General features: G+C 71.5%; 18 protein-coding genes. 4 read left to right on the top strand and 14 right to left on the bottom strand.

The features are described from left to right. Positions 1 to 164: 164 nt before the first annotated feature. Entirely contained in the window at positions 165 to 1013 is an 849-nt protein-coding gene (locus tag AB0F52_RS06925) for a hypothetical protein (protein ID WP_360165451.1), read from the top strand. A 3-nt stretch (positions 1014 to 1016) separates the two neighbouring features. On the opposite strand, the gene AB0F52_RS06920 is transcribed toward AB0F52_RS06925, so the two are convergent. From AB0F52_RS06920 to AB0F52_RS06910, 3 genes are read right to left on the bottom strand one after another with little or no spacing between them, the layout of a single operon-like run. After that, positions 1017 to 1685: a response regulator transcription factor gene (locus tag AB0F52_RS06920; protein WP_360165448.1), complete on the bottom strand. Its 669-nt coding sequence runs from the start codon at positions 1683 to 1685 to the stop codon at positions 1017 to 1019. Then, positions 1682 to 2818 (bottom strand): DUF5931 domain-containing protein, encoded by a 1137-nt coding sequence (locus AB0F52_RS06915; protein ID WP_360165445.1) that lies wholly within the window; start codon positions 2816 to 2818, stop codon positions 1682 to 1684. Before AB0F52_RS06915 ends, AB0F52_RS06920 begins: the two co-directional genes overlap by 4 nt. Continuing rightward, entirely contained in the window at positions 2815 to 4014 is a 1200-nt protein-coding gene (locus AB0F52_RS06910) for an AI-2E family transporter (protein WP_360165442.1), read from the bottom strand. Before AB0F52_RS06910 ends, AB0F52_RS06915 begins: the two co-directional genes overlap by 4 nt. Positions 4015 to 4301: 287 nt before the next feature. On the opposite strand from AB0F52_RS06910, the gene AB0F52_RS06905 reads away from it, so the two are divergent. Together AB0F52_RS06905 and AB0F52_RS06900 are read left to right on the top strand one after the other, a co-directional pair. Further along, complete coding sequence (locus AB0F52_RS06905; RefSeq protein ID WP_360165439.1) at positions 4302 to 5300, top strand: hypothetical protein; 999 nt, start codon at positions 4302 to 4304, stop codon at positions 5298 to 5300. Positions 5301 to 5506: 206 nt separating this feature from the next. Further along, complete coding sequence (locus AB0F52_RS06900) at positions 5507 to 9046, top strand: PE-PGRS family protein (RefSeq protein WP_360165436.1); 3540 nt, start codon at positions 5507 to 5509, stop codon at positions 9044 to 9046. Positions 9047 to 9280: 234 nt separating this feature from the next. Here the strand turns inward: AB0F52_RS06900 and AB0F52_RS06895 are convergent, their stop codons facing one another. Together AB0F52_RS06895 and AB0F52_RS06890 are read right to left on the bottom strand one after the other, a co-directional pair. Continuing rightward, positions 9281 to 10051, bottom strand: coding sequence for a class III extradiol ring-cleavage dioxygenase (locus tag AB0F52_RS06895; protein WP_285987452.1), 771 nt, complete (start codon positions 10049 to 10051; stop codon positions 9281 to 9283). 67 nt (positions 10052 to 10118) lie between these two features. Continuing rightward, positions 10119 to 10511, bottom strand: a complete 393-nt coding sequence (locus tag AB0F52_RS06890; RefSeq protein ID WP_360165431.1) for a MarR family winged helix-turn-helix transcriptional regulator — start codon at positions 10509 to 10511, stop codon at positions 10119 to 10121. 66 nt (positions 10512 to 10577) lie between these two features. On the opposite strand from AB0F52_RS06890, the gene AB0F52_RS06885 reads away from it, so the two are divergent. Further along, positions 10578 to 11030 carry a MarR family winged helix-turn-helix transcriptional regulator gene (locus AB0F52_RS06885; RefSeq protein WP_360165428.1) on the top strand — a complete coding sequence of 151 codons (453 nt, stop codon included), beginning with the start codon at positions 10578 to 10580 and terminating at the stop codon, positions 11028 to 11030. Here the strand turns inward: AB0F52_RS06885 and dnaB are convergent. The 9 genes from dnaB to rpsF form a co-directional block, all read right to left on the bottom strand. Further along, entirely contained in the window at positions 11027 to 12436 is a 1410-nt protein-coding gene (dnaB, locus tag AB0F52_RS06880) for a replicative DNA helicase (protein ID WP_103340387.1), read from the bottom strand. The two genes, AB0F52_RS06885 and dnaB, sit on opposite strands and share 4 nt — an antisense overlap. Positions 12437 to 12943: 507 nt before the next feature. Then, a complete protein-coding gene (locus AB0F52_RS06875) occupies positions 12944 to 13732 on the bottom strand; it encodes an ESX secretion-associated protein EspG (protein WP_360165425.1) in 789 nt (262 codons plus the stop codon). Between the two features lie 145 nt (positions 13733 to 13877). Continuing rightward, positions 13878 to 15266 (bottom strand): hypothetical protein, encoded by a 1389-nt coding sequence (locus AB0F52_RS06870; RefSeq protein ID WP_360165422.1) that lies wholly within the window; start codon positions 15264 to 15266, stop codon positions 13878 to 13880. 1 nt (position 15267) lies between these two features. Continuing rightward, complete coding sequence (locus AB0F52_RS06865; RefSeq protein WP_360165419.1) at positions 15268 to 15867, bottom strand: DUF3558 domain-containing protein; 600 nt, start codon at positions 15865 to 15867, stop codon at positions 15268 to 15270. After that, entirely contained in the window at positions 15864 to 16217 is a 354-nt protein-coding gene (locus AB0F52_RS06860; protein ID WP_360165416.1) for a hypothetical protein, read from the bottom strand. The genes AB0F52_RS06865 and AB0F52_RS06860 overlap by 4 nt, the downstream gene beginning before the upstream one ends. Positions 16218 to 16345: 128 nt before the next feature. Next, positions 16346 to 16807 carry a 50S ribosomal protein L9 gene (gene rplI / locus AB0F52_RS06855; RefSeq protein ID WP_093945845.1) on the bottom strand — a complete coding sequence of 154 codons (462 nt, stop codon included), beginning with the start codon at positions 16805 to 16807 and terminating at the stop codon, positions 16346 to 16348. A 14-nt stretch (positions 16808 to 16821) separates the two neighbouring features. Then, entirely contained in the window at positions 16822 to 17070 is a 249-nt protein-coding gene (rpsR, locus tag AB0F52_RS06850) for a 30S ribosomal protein S18 (protein ID WP_003098744.1), read from the bottom strand. 43 nt (positions 17071 to 17113) lie between these two features. After that, the gene (locus tag AB0F52_RS06845) at positions 17114 to 17632 is read right to left on the bottom strand and encodes a single-stranded DNA-binding protein (protein WP_103340301.1); all 519 of its coding nucleotides are present in this window, start codon (positions 17630 to 17632) and stop codon (positions 17114 to 17116) included. Between the two features lie 17 nt (positions 17633 to 17649). Continuing rightward, positions 17650 to 17976 (bottom strand): 30S ribosomal protein S6, encoded by a 327-nt coding sequence (rpsF, locus tag AB0F52_RS06840; protein ID WP_360165411.1) that lies wholly within the window; start codon positions 17974 to 17976, stop codon positions 17650 to 17652. Positions 17977 to 18023: the final 47 nt, after the last annotated feature.

Genomic DNA, 18023 nt, shown 5'->3' with positions numbered 1-18023 from the left:
CGGGCGAAACCCCGGCGCCGCCACCCGGCACCACGACGACACCACCGTCCTCCGCGCCGGCCCTGCCGGAGGGGCTCACCGGCGGCCGGGCGAGCGGCGGCATCGGCGTCACCGCGCTGCTGCCGACCGTCGGCCCCACGCTGTTCGACGCCGACCGCGGTCCCGTGGCCACGCCGCCCGGCTACCCCGCCGGCGACGTCGCGCTGAACGTCGTCCGGGTCGGCAAGCACGCGGTCTTCACGGTCTACCCGTCCTACACCCAGAACGCCGACCCCTTGGAAGTCCTCGAGTACACCGGGCCGTCGAGCCCGCCGCGGTCCCTCGGCCGCGCCTGGTCGGTCGCCCCGGACGCCGCCGGTGACGGCGTGTGGCTGATCCGGCAGGACGCGCCGGACGACTGCCGCCTCCAGCACGTCTCGTTCACCGAAGGCGAGCTCGGCCGCGGCCAGTCCGCCAGCTGCCGCACGCAGGTGCGGACCGAGACCAAGCACGGCCTGCTGATCACCATCAACGGCGGTGCCGCCGAGTCGACCGACGCCCTGATCGAGCCGGCGACCGGCCGCACGGTCCGGCAGGCCCCGCGCATCCTCGGCGTCGCCGGCGACTGGATGCTGCTCGACGGCCTGACCGACCTGACGCTGGTCGACCTGCGGGACAACGGCAGCAAGCAGCTCAACCGGCCGGCCATCGGCGCGGTGCCCACGGTGGTGCCGTCGCGCGAAGGGGCCGTGTGGGCCGCCGACTTCGCCAACCCCGCCTACCGGAACACCAGCACGCAGACGCGGGACCTCTGGCTGCTCCGCCCGGACGGGCCGACCTGGGAACACGTCCCCGGGATGCCGTTCGTCACCGAGCACCTCAAACGCGCCGGCGGCTTCGACTGGTCGGACGCCGGTGACCTCGTGCTCGCCGACGGCGTCCTCGCCGCCTGGCACCCCGGCGAACCGCGGTGGCGCCTGAGCACGGCCGCGCTGCCGCAGGGCAGCTGGAGCGGCTTCGCGGTCCTGCCCTGAGGGTCACTCCTCGTCGAGGCCGTGCTCGATCGCGTACCGGGCCAGCTCGACGCGGTTGTGCAGCTGCAGCTTCCGCAGCGTCGACTGCACGTGGTTCTCCACCGTGCGGTGCGACAGCACGAGCCGTTCGGCGATCTGCCGCGCGGTCAGCCCCTTCGCGACCAGGCGCAGGACGTCGGTTTCGCGCTCGGTCAGCCGGGGTGGCTCGGCACCCGCGGCGTCCGCGATCGACGCGTCCGCCATCCGCCGGTACTCGCCGAGCACCAGGCCGGCCAGGCCCGCGGTGAACACCGGGTCGCCGGCGGCGGTCCGGTGCACGGCGTCGACCAGCTCCACCGCCGACGCCGACTTGACCAGGTAGCCGGACGCGCCGGCCTTCACCGCCTCCAAAACGTCCTTGTGCTCGCCGCTCGCCGACAGCACCAGCACCCTCGTCGACGGCAGCGCCGACGTGATCTCGCGGGTCGCGTCCACGCCCGATGTGCTGCCGAGGTTGAGGTCCATGAGGACGACGTCCGGCTGCACGGTCCGGGCGATCCGCAGCGCCGCCTCGGCGTCCGGCGCGGTCGCGCGCACGTCGAAGCCGTGTTCGGTCAGGTCGCGGGCCACCCCGTCACGCCAGATCGGGTGGTCGTCGACCACCATCACCGAAATCCGCGGTTCGTCGCTCATCTCGCACCCCTCGTGCTCGGCACCCTGACCTCCCACTCCGTGCCCCGGCCGGGCCCGGTGTCGAGGGTCGCGCTCCCGCCGAGGTCGCGGACCCGCCCCCGGATGGATTCCACCACGCCGAGGTGCCCTTCCGCGGCGGCTTGCTCGAGAACGCCGTCCGGTATGCCCGGTCCGTCGTCGCGGATGCTCACCACGACCTCGTCGCCGAGGTCCTCCAGCAGCACCCACGCGTGCGCGTCCGGGCCCGCGTGCTTCTCGACGTTCGCCAGCGCTTCGCGGGTCACGGCGAGCAGTTCGCCGGTGACGTGCGCCGGCAGCTCGACGTCGTCCGCCGGGGCCGAGACCTGCACCGACGGTGTCGCGAGCACCTGCAACGCGGCGCGCAGGCTCATCTTGCCGCTGTCGTTCGGCGCCGCCGGCTCGGTGGTCACCAGCGACCGCAGGGCGATCTCCTGCTCGCCGGCCAGCCGGGCCAGCTCCGCCGCCTCACCGCCGACCTCGTTGCCGCGCTTGCGGACCCGCGCGAGCACCTGCAGCACGCTGTCGTGGATCGACCGCGCCAGCCGCTCCCGTTCGGCCGTCGCCGCTTCCTTCCGCAGCGCCTGCTCCAGCCGCGCCGCCGACCGGCGGGCCATCGTGGAGGCCATGCCGACGAGCAGGCCGGCCGCGGCGAGCAGGACGCCGTCGCGGGCGACGTCGAGGTCGAACTTCTCCCGCGCCAGCCCGGTCGCCACGCCGACGACCAGCCCGGCGAGCACCCCGCCGGCCGCGCCGAACCGCGCGCCCGCGGCGACCGGCGGCACGGCCGCCCAGACCGTGGTGATGAGCGGGACGTCGAGCACGAACTGCGCTTCACTGAGCACCCACGGCGAGGTCAGCAGCAACCCGGTGGACAGCACGAGGTCGAAGACCACCAGCGCCGGCGGCCGCGTTCGCTCGCGCAGGTAGAAGAAGCTGCTGACGACCGACCACACGGCCATCACGCCGAGGATCGTCCACGCCAGCCACTCGCGCTGGTACTGACCGCTTTGGACGATCACCGTGCCGCAGGCGAACGCCCAGGTGAGGAAGCGGAAGGCGAGCACGCCCCGCCACATGGGCGTGACCGGGTCGGGCGTCCGCCGGACGGTCACGGCTCGTCTTCGCCACGGGTCGCCACCGTGGCGGACGGGGACCCGGGCTCGGCGTCGTTCGGCTGCGCGGCCTGGTCCTTGAGGACGTTCACCTCGGCCGGGTCCGGGTTCTCCTCGTGCAGCAGGGACCGGACGCCCGCGTTGAGCACGGCTAGGATCGGCACCGCCATCAGCGCGCCCGCGATCCCGCCCACGACGAGACCGACGGTGATGGCCAGGACGACGGAGAGGGGGTGCAGCTTCACCGCGCGCCCGAGCAACAGCGGCTGCAGCACGTGGCTTTCCAGCTGCATCACGCCGATCACGATGGCCAGCACGATCACCGCGCCGATGAAGCCGTTGGTGACCAGGGCGATCAGCACCGCGACGCCGCCGGTGAGGACCGCACCGATGATCGGGATGAACGCGCCGAGGAACACCAGCGTGGCCAGCGGGATCACCAGCGGCACGCCGACGATCCACAGCCCGACGCCGATGCCGACGGCGTCGACGACCGCCACGGCCGCCGTCGCCCGCACGTAGCTGACCAGCGACGCGAACCCGCGCCGCCCGGCGACGTCCACCCGGTTGCGGACCCGGCCGGGCGCGACGCGGACGAGGAACGTCCAGATGCCCTCGCCGCCGCTGAGGAAGAAGATCGTGATGAAGAGCGTGAGCAGGAAACCGGTGACGATCTCGCCGACCGTGCTAGCCGTGGTCAGCGCCGTGTCGGTGAGCCAGCTCTGGTTGTTCTGCAGGAATCCGAAGACCTGGTTGATGAACTGCTGGATCTGCTCCTGGCGCAGGTGCGCCGGGCCGTTGATCAGCCATTCCTTGATCTGGTTGAGGCTCTCGTTGAGCTGCCGCTGCAGCTGGGGCAGGCCGCTGGAGAACTGCGTGACGACGAACGTCAGCAGCCCGCCCAGCACGGCGAGCCCGGCGATCAGCACGATCGCCGTCGCCAGCCCGCGCGGGAACCGGACCGCCACCAGCTTCTGCACGGCCGGCGCGAGCAGCGCCGAGAGGAGCAGGGCGATGCCCAGCGGGATCACGACGACGGACAGGCGGCCGATCACCCACCCCACGACGTACAACGCCGCCGCCACTACGATCAACCGCCACGCGAGTGCGGCACTTATGCGCAGGCCCCGGGGGATCAGCCCGGTGACGTCCTCGTGCTCCGGCAGGAACGGATCTTCGCGTCGCGCGTGGGTCACCGGCTCACCGTAGCGGCTGGACCGCCCGATTCGGCCGCTTTCCGACGGCCGCGTCCGACACACGGGGCGGCCAGGCATGATCACCGACCGTCAAACCGGGCTACACCGTGTGTCTTTCACACGATGGGGGCATCAAGTCGCGTCGAGGGTGCGCGGCGCGGTGCCGATTTGATTAGGTCGCTTCCGCAACGACCTGATCACGAAAGCCTGCTGTGACAACGAGGCCTTCGGCCCCGGCCGGGGGCTCCGCCACCCGGACCCCCGAAAGACGTAGAAGGAGACAACGAGTGGCGAACACCGCGACGAACGAGGGGCAGGGCGCCAAGCGCGCCGGCCGTCTCGTGTCGCGTGCGCTGCTCGTGCTCGGCGGCGCGATGGCGGGCACCGCCGCCGCGTGGCTCGTCTCCGGCGCCACCGCTTCCGCGGACACCGCGGCCGGCCCCACCGTCGAGGTCGGCACCGCCTCCGTCACGCCGGTCACCGACGCCACGGCAGCCGGGCTCGGCGACGCGAACCGCGGTGCCGGGCACTTCGCGGGTGACGTCGCCGGCGAGATCGCCGACGCCGCCTGCCACCAGGACGCGACGACGTGGAGCGAGCCGCAGGCCCCGCGCCCGTGCGGCCGCACCGACGCCGCCACCCTGCAGCACGAGGTCTCCGAGCACGTCAGCAACTCCGTCACGGACCTCGCCGACGACGCGGTGCTGAGCCCGGCCCAGCGCACCCTCGGCGCGTTCGAGCACATCGCGCGCAAGCCGGAAGACACCCGCCAGGTCATCGAGCAGACCATCGCCCCCGAGCCGGCCACCGACTTCGGCCGCCACGTGTGGCAGCTGCTCGACCCGGCCCAGCACGGCGGCCTGGTCCCGCTTCCCGTCCTCCCGGGCGTCGCCCCGGTCGAGCAGGAGCCGGTGACCTCCGGCACCGGCCAGGCGGCGGGCACCCCCGCCGTCTCGACCGTCGAACTTCCCGCCGCGCAGCGAGCCGCGCTCGCGATGCCGGCGGGCTGGCAGTACGACGACAGCACCGATGCCGCGGGCCACGCCCGCAACGGGCACCGTGACCTGCCGTCGCCGCTGACTCCGGCGCAGCTTCCGATCGCGCCGGCCGTCCCCACCGCCCCGGGTGGCACCACGGCCCCCGGTGGACACCTCGACGGCTTCAACTTCGGCGTCCCCTTCTGGACGACCGATGCCGTCGACACCGCCGTCGCGGCGATGAGCCGCGCCGGCCTGCGCCACTCGCTGCGCACCCCGGGCGAACAGCCCGGCGTCACTCCTGACTGAACACCTCCCTTCACGGGCCGCTGACGCGTCCACGTCCGTCCTTCGCTGACGGCTTCGCGTCCGCTCCATCCCCGTGACCCGGCGGTGCGCTTTCTCGCGCCCGCACCAAGTGCCATCCCCTCGGTGCGCTCGGACGCCATTCCCCTTTTCGACGAGCGCACACCCATGAACCCGCAAGGGAACCCGAAATAAAGGAGAAAAACCCCATGCAGACGTGGGCAAAGCGCGGACTCCAGACCGCATTTGTCACGGGTGGGTTGCTGATGCTGGGCACCGGCATCGCCTCGGCTGACGAGAACGTCAACCCTGACACCCCTGCCTCCCCGCTCGACCTGAACGTCACGGTTCCGATCCAGGAAGCCAACAACGCGGTCGGCGTCCCGTTCGGCCAGCTGGACCTGCCCGCCGGGCAGACGGAGCTGAGCACCAAGCCGGCCACCCAGGCCGCGAACGAGGCCGCGAAGCAGTTCGACCAGGCCAGCCCGATCAGCGAAAGCACGCTGGCCGGCAGGTTCACCCCGAGCCACCGGAACCTCAAGGGCAACAAGGTCACCGGCGACCTCGTCCTCCCGATCCAGATCGTCGACAACGCGATCGGCGTGATCGGCGACGCGAACGTCGCGGGCACCGACCACTCGCAGACCTGGTCGCACGACCAGGACGTCAAGACGACGGGCCGGGACTCCAGCCTCGCGGGCAACGCCGTCGTCCTCGACTGGGCGCTCCCCGTCCAGATCGCCGGCAACGGCGGCGGCGTCGCGGGCGGCACCGGCCGCGTGATCGGTGGGTCGGCCAGCCAGAGCACCACCGAGACCGGGGACGTCGCCACCAACGGCGACGGCTCCTCGCTCTCCGGCAACGTGGTGGCGGGCCAGTTCGCCACCCCGGTGCAGGTGACCGGCAACGCCGCGTCCTACCTGCTCGGCAACGGGCAGAGCCACGGCTACTCCGCCGACACCGTCGCCGCCTCCGGTGGCTCGCTGCTGAGCTCCGGCAACCAGGCCTCCGGGTCGGGCAACGTGGTCGGTGCGCCGATCGCCCTGCCGGTCAAGTTCAACTGCAACTCCGGCGCGGTGTGGGGCTCGCTGTCGAACTCCGACGGCTGCAACACCTCCGCCGACGCCGTGTCGGGGGCCATCCGCACGGTCCGCGGCGGCTCCCCGACCTACCTGGCGACCAGCGGCAACGACTCGTTCCTCTCCGGCAACGCCGGGGCGGCCGCGCTGTCCCCGATCGCGAACGTCGCGGGTGTCGCGGGCTCGTGGATCGGCAACGCCTCGGCGGGCCTCCCCGAAACCGGCAGCTCCTCCAGCGCTGTCGACTCGGGTGGCCTGGTCACGACCGCCGGTGACAACTCGAGCGGGTCGGGCAACGTCCTGAACCCGGCGCTCGCGCTGCCGGTCGAGGCCTTCGGCATCGGTGGCACCTACATCGGCCAGGCGAACGCCGCGCACGACAACACGACCGACGCCAACGCGGGCGACGGCAGCTACACCCGGGGCAACGGCGCCTTCCTCGGTGGCAACACCGCCAACACCCAGGCCGCGGGCGCGCCCGAGGTCTTCGGCATCGGCGGCAGCCACATCGGCAACGCGACCGGCGCGGCGACCGAGGACAAGAAGGTCACCGCCGGCGGGTACGACGGCACGCTCGGCAACGATTCGTCCGGCTCGGGCAACCTCGTCCAGGTGCCGGTCGCCCTGCCCGCCGAGGTCTTCGGCATCGGTGGTTCGTTCATCGGCCAGGGCTCCGGCTCGGCCGACGAGACCAAGGTCCTCCACGGCGGCGGCGGTGGCAACACCCACGACGACAACGGCTTCCTGAGCTCGAACCTGGGCGCGGTCCCGCTGTCGACCCCGGTGCAGGCCGCCAACATCGGTGGCGCCTTGATCGGCCAGGGCCACGGCAAGGGCTCGACCGACACGACGTCCATCGCGGGTGGCGATCTCAAGGCGGCCGGCCCGGCCGGCGCCGCCGCGGGCAACATCATCGAGGCTCCGGTCGCGCTGCCCGTGCAGGCGATGGGCGTCGGTGGCGCGCTCGCCGGCATCGGCACCGGTGAGAACGACAACATCACCGACGCGAAGGCGGGCGGCGACGCCCTGACCAACGGCCGCGACGGAGCACTGACCGGCAACATCGTGAAGGCCCCCATCGCAGGCGCCGGCTCGGTCTTCGGCGACGGGATCGCGGCGGCCGCGCTGGGCACCGGCGCGGGCACCAACGACGTCGCGTCGGAGGCGGGCGGCGACGCCACCACCAGCGGCAACCGCGGTAGCGTGGCCGGCAACATCGTCGGCGTGGACCCGCTGGCGGTGGCGCAGGTCTTCGGTGACGCCGTCAGCGTGGCGGGTGTCGCCAAGGGCGCCGGCATCAACATGACCGAGGTCGAGAACTCGGGCGACGACACCACCTCCGGTGTCGAAGGCGCGATCTCCGGCAACATCCTCGACCTGCCGGTGACCGCGATCGCGCAGCTGTTCGGCGACGCGGTGACCGTGGGCGGCGTGGCGCACGCCGTCGGCGAGAACACGCTGACCACGGAGAACGGCGGCAAGGCTCTCACCGCGGGCGACCAGTCCAGCCTGTCGGGCCTCAACGCGTACCACGCGTTCGCGCTCCCGGTGCAGATCTTCGGTGTGCCCCTCGAGCTGCTCGGCGTCGCCACCGCCTACGCGACGGACGCGACGAGCATCGACGACGAGACCGCGGACCCCATCGCGTTCCCGCACGAGGGTTCGGAGCTGGCGGCGGACGAGCTGCCGTCGCTGGCCGCGCTCCGCAGTGGCCTGCCCACCCGGGGCGGCCTGCCCACCCAGGGCGGCCTGCCGTCGCTGGACGGGCTGTCGGGCAAGCTGCCGGTCGCGGGTCTGGCCGGCGGGCTTCCGTCGCTGAACGGGCTGACCAGCGCGGTGCAGACCAACAACCTGTCCACCCAGGGGCTGCCCACCCAGGGCCTGCCCATGCGGGCGCTGCCCGCGGTGGCCGGGCTCGTCGGCAACCTGCGGACCGCCGAGCTGCCCACCGAGAGCCTGCCCGCGGTGGCCGGGCTCGCGAGCAACCTGCCGACCGCCGGGCTGCCCGCCCAGGGCCTGCCCGCGGTGGCCGGGCTCGCGAGCAACCTGCCGACCGCCGGGCTGCCCACCCAGGGCCTGCCCGCGCTGCCGGTCGCGGCTCCGCTGGCCACCAAGCGCGCCGACGTGCCGCCGGTGACCAGCCCGCTGTCGGGTGCTTCGGGTCTGGCGCACCTGCCGGCTCCGGCGCTGCCCTCGGCTCCGGCGCTGCCGGTGAACGGCCTGTCGTCCCTGGGTTCCCTCGGGGGCCACGGCACCGAGCGTGCGGACGTGCCGGCTGCCGGCCTGCCCGTGGCGCTGCCGGCCCTGGGTGGCGTTCCGGCGCTGCCGAAGCCGGCCCTGCCGGCGCTGCCCTCGGCCCCGGCGCTGCCGGTGAACGGTCTGGCGTCGCTGGGCACCCTCGGGGGCCACGGCACCCAGCGTGCGGACGTGCCGGCCACCGGCCTGCCCGTCGCGGCCCCGGCCCTGCCCGTCGCCCTGCCGACGGCGCTGCCGACCGCCCTGCCGACGGCTCTGCCGACCGCGCTGCCGACGGCTCTGCCGGCCGCCCCGGCCCTGCCGGTGAACGCGAAGCTGCCGGTGCTGGACAGCACCCCGCAGGTTCCGGCGATGTCGGGTCTGGACTCGACCGGCTTCCTCGCGAAGCTGCTGGGTCTGGTGAAGCGCAAGTAGTGCGGTGACGCCGGCGGGTTCTCCGGAACCGGGGAACCCGCCGGCCCACGAACCCCGCTGTCACGGCGGCAGGCGCTCCACCGCGCCGCGAGGGCGACCTCGCACGGAGCGCTCCGGCGACGTGACCGCGGCTGCGGGACCACCCGCGAACACCGAATAGCCCTCCTTCCCTGGAGACGACGAGCCCCAGGAGCCAGCACGGCTCCTGGGGCTCGTTCGCGTCTTGCGGACGGGTTAAGAGAACTGGAGGGAACGCTTCGCCAGGCCGTGCCAGAAGCCGTCGATCACCGTGCGGCCCGAACCCTCGTCCGAGGTGGCGCCGAGGGAGACGAACAGCGGCGCGAAGTGCTCGATCCGCGGGTGCGCGAGCGTCGCCGCCGGCGCCTTGTGCCGGAAGTCCAGCAGCGTGTCGACGTCGCCGCTGCGCAGGACCTCGGCACCCCAGTGGTCGAACTCGGCCGACCACGCCGGCGGCGTCCCATCGGTGGCGCGGGCCATGCCGCTCAGGTTGTGGGTGAAGAAGCCGCTGCCGATGATCAGCACGCCTTCGTCGCGCAACGGCGCGAGCTTGCGGCCGAGGTCGAACAGCTCCCGCGGGTCGAGCGAAGGCATCGAGACCTGCAGCACCGGGATGTCGGCGTCCGGGTACATCTCCACCAGCGGCACGTAGGCGCCGTGGTCGAGGCCGCGCTCCGGGGCGTCGTGCACCGGCGTCTCAGTCGAGCGAAGCAGCTTCCGGACCTTCGCCGCCAGCTCCGGCGCGCCGGGAGCCGCGTACTTCACCTGGTAGTAGCGCTCGGGGAAGCCCCAGAAGTCGTACACGAGCGGCACGGTCGTCGTCGCCCCGATGGTCAGCGGCGCCTCCTCCCAGTGCGCCGACACGACCAGGATCGCGCGGGGCTTCGGGAGGTCGGCGGACCAGCCGGCGAGCTGGCGGGTCCACGTGGTGTCGTCGGCGAGCGGCGGGGCGCCGTGGCTGAGGTAGAGAACCGGGGTGCGAGTCATCGAGCGCTCCAGTGCTTGAAAGTTCAACTACTAGAGTATCCGACGCTGCCGCGGCCCGGGATATTCCTCAGGTGGCGCCGAGGTTCGCGGCGCACCGATCCAGCGTGCGCAGCGTGGTGCGGTAGTCGTCGTCGCTGATGCCCTCGACGGCTTTCGCGCGGAACTCCTTGATGCGCTCTTCGACGCGGGCGTGGGCTTCGCGGCCGTCGGCGGTCAAGGTGCCGTCCTCGCCGACCCAGCCGCGGGCTCGCAGGTCGGCCACCTTCGGGGCCATCGAGCCCTCGCCGGTGACGAACGGCGCCATCGCCGTGTCGACCTGCTCCGGCGTGCGGGCGCCGAGGGCGATCGTGTTGAGTACCTGCCAGTGCCGGCGAGTCAGTGACTCCGCGTCGAGGGTCTGTGCCATGGAGGATTCGAGAAGCTCGTGGAGGTGGCGAAGCCACCAGCCGAGGGGTTTCATGAGGACTCCGAGATGTCGGTGAACAACTACATGTAAAAGTACATGTAGTTCGGAGAGGGAGCAACCATGACGGACGCCGTGGCCGACGTCGAGCGCGCCATGATCGCGATCCGCCGCAGCCAGCAGCGGCGAGCCCTCAGCCGGATCGGCAAGGCGAGGGGCCGCGGCGCGCACGACCCGGTGTTCGAGCTGCTCGACGTCGTCGAAGAGCTCGCCGAACGCGGGGAGCCCAGTACGGTGACGGCCTTGAGCGCGGCGATGGGCGTCGACCAGCCGCGCGCCAGCAGGCTCGTGGCGCGCGCCGTCGAGCAAGGGCTGCTTCGCCGCGAAGCCGATCAGCGCGACGGACGGCGGGCGGTGCTCGTGCCGACCGAAACCGGCCAGGCGCACCTCGACGAGATGCACGCCTTCCGCCGCGGGGTGTTCGCGGAGGTCATGGCGGACTGGCCGGAGGAGGACCGCGAGACGTTCGGCCGGCTCCTCACGGCGTTCGTCCGCGGGTACGGCGCCCTCGGCTAGTCGTGCGAGAGGTCCACGAAGCGGCTGTAGTGCAGCTGGTGCGCGACGGTGATCGTCGCCGTCGGCCCGGCGCGGTGCTTCGCGATGATCAGGTCCGCCTCGCCCGCGCGCGGGTCGTCCCGCTCCCAGGCGTCCGGGCGGTTGACCAGGATGACGAGGTCGGCGTCCTGCTCCAGTGAGCCGGACTCACGCAGGTCGGACAGCATCGGGCGCTTGTCCGTGCGCTGTTCCGGACCACGGTTCAGCTGGCTGATCGCGATCACCGGGACCTCGATCTCCTTGGCCAGCAGCTTCATCTGCCGGGAGAACTCCGAGACTTCCTGCTGCCGCGACTCGACGCGCTTGCCGGACGTCATCAGCTGGAGGTAGTCGAGGACGACGAGCTTCAGGTCGTTGCGCTGCTTCAACCGGCGCGCCTTCGCGCGGATCTCCATCATCGTCATGTTCGGCGAGTCGTCGACGAACAGCGGCGCCTCGGACACCTCGCTCATCCGGCGGGCCAGCCGCGTCCAGTCGTCGTCGGACATCTTGCCGCCGCGCATGTCGGCGAGGCGGATCTTGGCCTCGGCCGAAAGCATGCGCATGACGATCTCGGTCCGGCTCATTTCCAGCGAGAAGATGACGCTGGTCAGGCCGTGGCGGATGGACGCCGAGCGCGCGAAGTCCAGGCCCAGTGTCGACTTGCCGACACCGGGGCGGGCGGCCACGATGATCATCTGACCCGGGTGCAGCCCGTTGGTCAGCTCGTCGAAGTCGGTGAAGCCGGTCGGGATGCCCTGCGACTGGCCGCCGCGCGAGGCGATCGCGTCGATCTCGTCCATCGTCGGCTGCAGCAGCTCTTCCAGCGCGACGTAGTCCTCGCTGGTCCGCCGCTCGGTGACGTCGTAGATCGCGGCCTGCGCGCGGTCGACCACCTCGTCGATGTTCGCGCCGTCGGCCGCGGCCGCGCCGTAGCCGTACTGCACGATCCGGGTGCCCGCCTCGACCAGGCGGCGCAGCACCGCCTTCTCCGAGACGATCTCCGCGTAGTAGCCGGCGTTCGCCGCCGTCGGCACCGTCGCGATCAGCGTGTGCAGGTAGGGCGCGCCGCCGACGCGGCCCAGCTCCCCGCGCCGCTCCAGCTCCGCCGAGATGGTGATCGGGTCGGCGGGCTCGCCGCGGCCGTAGAGGTCGAGGATGCAGTCGTAGATCGCCTGGTGCGCGGGCTTGTAGAAGTCGTCGGGGCCGAGCGCCTCGATGACGTCGGCGACCGCGTCCTTGGACAGCAGCATGCCGCCGAGCACGGACTGCTCGGCCGCGATGTCCTGCGGCGGCTGGCGGTCGAACGCGCCACCGCCGGGGCCGGGATCGCTCGGGCCCGGGTCGGACTCCGCGTACATCGGACTGCGGTCGTCGGTCAGCGCCACCGCCCCGGACACCTCCTCATCGTGTCGAACACTCGTTCGAGTATGCCGGATCTTCGCTCTCGAAGCACGTGGCCGGCGCTCGTGCGTCCGGCCACCTCGGACCTCGCCCCCCGATGATCGGCGACAACGCCGGCCGGCTGCCGCAGACACGCGGAGCGCCACCGTGAGTACAGGCCCGAGCGGGCACGCTAGATCCCCCGGACGGCCGATGGCAATTCAGGGTGGGGACCCATCTGTGGACAACCTGGGGATGAATGGGGGTAACCAATCACAGGTGCCGTGAGAGCTGTGGACAAGTTGGGGACAACCGTGATCGGCTTTGCGGAATCCGCAGGTCAGAGGTTGTGAACAAGGTGTGGAGAACTTGCGAAAAACTCGTCCGGCGTGTCGCGCGAAGTCCGTCCTTCGGCGTGTCGTGGACCAGTTCGAGCCCATTGACCCACACGGCCTGTGGATGAATATCACAGAGGGTAGACGCGTCACCCGGTGGCCTGAACGCACGTTCGGTCAGGGCGCGGTGAGCCGGCCCTGTGCGCTGCGTAACCGGTCGGCGAGAACGCGCTGGTCGGCCGGGGTGAAGGCGATCCGGTTCTCGCCCCGTCCCGGAACCTCCTCGGTCAGCCACCGGCCTTCCGACGTATCGATGTAGTTCACCGGGCGTTCGATCCGGTGCCGCGCGCCGGTGCGGCTGCGGGCCGCGACGTAGAGGCTGCCACTCCCCATCCGGCGCAACGCGAGGATCCGGCGGAGCTCTTCGACCTCCTGCGAACCGTCGGCCGGGCGGTCGTTGCGGAGCACCGCGAACCCGCCGTCGTCCCTGCGGGCCGTCCCCTCGACCTGGCTCTTCGGCACGGCGATCGGTGTGCCGCGGCCGGGGGCCAGCTTCGGGATCTGGCCGAGGAAGTCGTCGAGCAGCTCACCCGGCCGCGAGGACTCCAGCACGACGACGTCCAGCTCCTCGTGCTTGGCCAGCACGAACGCCTCGCCCCCGACGCTGCCGGCCAGCAGCCGGTAGCTCACCGGCTTGCCCTGGAACCCGCCGTCGACCCAGCCGTAGTACTCCAGCTGCGGCCGGGCGATCGCCTCGATCGTCGCGACGAACCCCGGGTGCATGCCGCGCGGGCCGAACAGCCCGGCCTTGGCGAGCTCGGCGTTGGCCCGCTCGTCCTCGGCGCGCTGGGCTTCGTCGCTGTACCAGGTCGGCGTCTCGGACAGCACCGTGTGCGGCTCGCCGCCCCGGCGCCGGATCAAGGTGATCAGGGTGCCGGTCGTGATGGTGACCTGCCTGTCCAGCACCGCTCTTTCCCCCAGTAAGAATCGGACACAGTGAATCGGACACAGTAAGAATCGGACACAGTGAAGATCGGCCTCGACGAACCCGGTGATCACGGAAAACGCCGGGCGCGCCCATCTTGGCACGCGCCCGGTGGTCCCGCGTGCGCTACTCGCCGATGACCGGCGGTGCCGTCAGCTCGTCGGTCCCGAAGATGTCGTTCGGGTCGTCGCCGAGCAGGTACTTCGACGTGCGTTCCTCGTCGCCGCCGCCCTGGCCCTTGGCGCCGCCGGGGTGCATGCCGCCCATGCCACCCATCCCGGAGGCGCCGCCGCGTCCCGCCGCCGCGCCGCCCATCGCCCCGCCGGCACCCGCGCCGCCCCGGCCGGCACCGGCCGCGTCCGAGCCACCGGGCATGGCACCGGTCGAGCCGCCGGGGCCGAAGCCACCGCCGCCCGGCCCGAAGCCCGCCGCCGCCGGGTCGCCGATGCCGCCCGAGCCGCCGGGCCCGAAGCCACCGCCGGGGATGGAGAAGTCACCAGCGCCGCCCGCGCCGGCCGAGCCGCCGGGGCCGAAGCCGCCGGCCCCGGGGATCTTCGGCGGCGTGAACCCCGACGAGTGGGTGCCGTCGCTGAAGTTCGGCGGCGTGTAGTTGCCGGCGCCGGGGATCTTCGACGGGTCGTAGCTCCCGCCCGGGATCTGCGACGGGTCGAAGTTCGGCGGCTTCGAGGGGTCGAAGCCCGGCACCTTGCCCGGGTCGAAGCTGCCACCCGGGATGTTCGGCTGGCCGGGGAAGGAGGGGACACCGCCCGGCCCGGGCATGTTCACGCCGGGCACCGAGCCGGTCCCGGTTCCGGTGCCGGTGCCGGTCCCATTGCCGGTCCCGTCGCCGTTGCCGTCCCCCGAGCCGTTGCCGTCCTTGCCGCCCGGCTTCTTCTTGCCGTCCTTGCCGCCGTCGACGTTGACGTTCTCCTGCTGGCCCTGGAGCGCCGAGTACGTCGGCATCTTCTGGCCGTTGTCGTTGCTCGCCTTGTAGTAGGTGTTGAAGGCGTCGACGTTGGCCTGGCCCTTGGCGTTGTAGTCGCGGATCGCCCGGTCGGTGTCGGTCGTCCACGGCGTCACCGCGTTGAGCAGGTTGTTCTTCGGCGGGTCCTTCGGCACCTGCTGCACCTGCGCGTGCACCGTGGTGAAGGCGTTGTGCTGTTCACCGAGGTACTTGTCGGAGTCGGTGAGCTTGGTGCCGGAGTCCTGCATCCACACCCGCAGCGGGTGCGCGCCGGCGTTCTGCGCCGCTTCGGCGCCGCCGCCCGTCCAGGCCGCGTCCATCTCCTTGGCCAGCGCGTCGATGGTGCCGAGGCGTTCGGAGTAGGCGCCCTTCAGCCGGCTCGCCGCCGACTGCCCGTTCTCGATCGAACCGGCGCCGGGACCGGTGGTGATCTTCTCCCAGATGTCGTAGCAGTCGATCTTGCGGTCGCCCTGCTCCGACGTGTGGTCGTCCGAATGCGTGGTGGCCAGGTTGTACGCGGCGAAGCCGCCGAGGAGCACCAGTTCCAGCATCTCAGCCTCCCAAGGCGTGGATCATCGCTTCGCCGAACTTCTGCGCCACCGAGCACGGGTCCGAAGCCCCGGCGCCGTGGTCGTACTGCACCAGGATGTTGACCGCCAGCTGGTCGGTCACCCCGACGAACAGGCCGCACTTGCCGCTCTTGCGCCCGTCCACCGCCGCGGCGTAGACCGACGGGTACCCGTAGGCCTGGGACTCGCCGAAGTAGGCGTCGTTGGCCTTGGTGTCGTAGACGTCCTGCAGCCCGTTCTTGTTCGCCGTCACCGTCGTGACGTCGATCTGGTTGCCCGGGTCGGCGGCTTCCTGGAACGTGCAGCTCGGGCCGTTGCCCGTGGTGCGCGGAGCGCCCTCGCCGAGGGCGAGCGTGGAGCGCCCGGAGGCGTCGATCGTGGCGCAGGCGTCCGAGGTGATCGACGCGGTGTCCAGCGGCCTCGGCACCCTCGGCGCGGTGTCGGCCGTGGACCGGGTGGCGTCGCTGCTCGACTCGGCGGTGGACGGCGCCGGGTTGGCGGTGCCCCGGGTCTTGCCGGCGCAGCCGGCGAGCGCGAGCACGGCGAGGGCCAGCGCCGGGACGGCGATGAGTCGTCGGTTCACGTGGCCTGGTTCCCCGTCTTCGAAAGGTCGGCGGAGGCGTCCGACTCCTTGGTGGTGATCTTCTGCTTCGCGGCGGTGAGCGCTTCGATGTAGTTCTTGACGTAGTCCTGCATCTTCTGGTTCTGCTCGAGGAACGCCTTGCCGGACGGGTTCGCGAGCTTCTCCCAGTCGCCGCTCGCGAACTCCTTGCCGGGCGCCTTCACGTTCGCCATCAGGTTGGCGTCGTCGTAGTCGCGCTTCAGGTCGGCCTGCAGGTCCTGCCACTTCTTGATGACGCCGTCGATCTTGTCGGCGTCGAACGTGAAGCCGCCGCCACCGGCCGGCGCGGACATGTTGACCTCGTTACCCATCCCGATCCACCCCTTCGCATCCGGCGCCCATTCTCCTCCGACGCCGCCGAGGTGTCCGAGGTTCCCCGAAAAGCGTGAAGGCGGGCCGCCCACCAGGGGGCGACCCGCCTTTTCACGACGTAACTGCCTTACTGCGCGACGGCCTTGACCTCGAGCCGCACCTCGACCTTGACGTCCGGGTGCAGCCGGGCGCCGACCGAGTGCTTGCCCACGGTCTTGATGTGGTCGCGCAGCTCGATGACGCGCTTGTCGAGCAGCGGGCCACCGGCCGCCTTGATCGCGTCGACGATCTCGGCCGAGGTGATCGAGCCGAAGAGCTTCTTCGAGCCCTCGGCCGCCTTGCCGGTGAGCTGGATGGCGCCGAGGCCCTCCAGCGTCGCCTTGATCTCCTTGGCGTGGTCGAGGTCGCGGATGCGACGGCTCTCCTGCGCGCGCTGGATGGTGCGCACGTTCTTCTCCGCGCCCTTGGAGGCCGCGATCGCGTAGCCCCGCGGGAGCAGGTAGTTGCGCGCGTAGCCGTCCTTGACCTCGACGATGTCGCCGGGGCCGCCCAGGTTGGCCACGTCCGTGGTGAGGATGATCTTCGCCATGTCTGTGCCCTCCCTTAGCGCGCGGTCGAGGTGTAGGGCAGCAGCGCCATCTCGCGGGAGTTCTTGACCGCGATGGCGATGTCACGCTGGTGCTGGCTGCAGTTGCCGGTGACGCGACGGGCACGGATCTTGCCGCGGTCGGAGATGTACTTCCGCAGCAGGTTGGTGTCCTTGTAGTCGATCAGTTCCGGGCGGCCCTTCTTCTCGGCCTTGCAGAACACGCAGACCTTCTTCTTGGGCTTGCGGATGGGTGGCTTGGCCACTGTCTACTCCTGGTAATTCAAATCTTTGTGGATGTGTACGAGATCAGAACGGAGGCTCGTCGGAGAAGCCGCCGCCACCGCCGCTGCTGCTCGCGGCCGGCGCGGAACCCCACGGGTCGTCGGCCGGCATTCCGCCGCCACCGCCGCCGCCGCGGTTCCCACCGCCGCCACCGCCGCCGAAGTCACCGCCGCCACCGCGGCTGACCTTGTTGACCTTGGCCGTGGCGTAGCGCAGCGAGGGGCCGATCTCGTCGACCTCGAGCTCGACGACGGTCCGCTTCTCGCCTTCCTTCGTCTCGAAGGACCGCTGCTTCAGGCGGCCCTGCACGACGACGCGGGCGCCGCGGGTCAGGGACTCGGCGACGTTCTCCGCCGCCTGCCGCCAGATGTTGCAGCGCAGGAACAGCGCCTCGCCGTCCTTCCACTCGCCCGACTGCTTGTCGAGCGTGCGCGGGGTGGACGCGACGGTGAAGTTCGCGACCGCCGCACCGGAGGGGGTGAAGCGCAGTTCCGGGTCGGACGTCAGGTTGCCGATCACCGTGATGACGGTGTCTCCAGCCATCGGGATTCCCCTTCGGCTCAGGCCTTGGCGGCGGCGGGCTTGGCCGTGGCGCGCTTGACCTCGCGACGCATGACCTTGGTGCGGAGCACGGTCTCCTGCAGCGACAGCTGGCGGTCCAGCTCCTTCACCGCGTCCGAGGACGAGTTCAGGTCGAGCAGGGCGTAGATGCCCTCGGCGTGCTTCTTGATCTCGTACGAGAGGCGACGACGGCCCCAGACATCGACCTTCTCGACGCTTCCGCCCGAAGTGCGGATCACGTTGAGGAAGGTGTCCAGCGTCGGAGCGACAGTGCGCTCGTCGAGCGTGGGGTCCAGGATGACCATTACCTCGTAATGGCGTGACACAACCACTCACCTCCTATGGGCTCGCGGTCACGGACTGTCCGTGACAG

It is taken from the genome of Amycolatopsis sp. NPDC024027, from assembly GCF_040638975.1.
GTDB lineage: Bacteria > Actinomycetota > Actinomycetes > Mycobacteriales > Pseudonocardiaceae > Amycolatopsis.
Note: the sequence above shows the minus strand (reverse complement) of the source record. Positions and strands in the feature narration are given on the sequence as shown.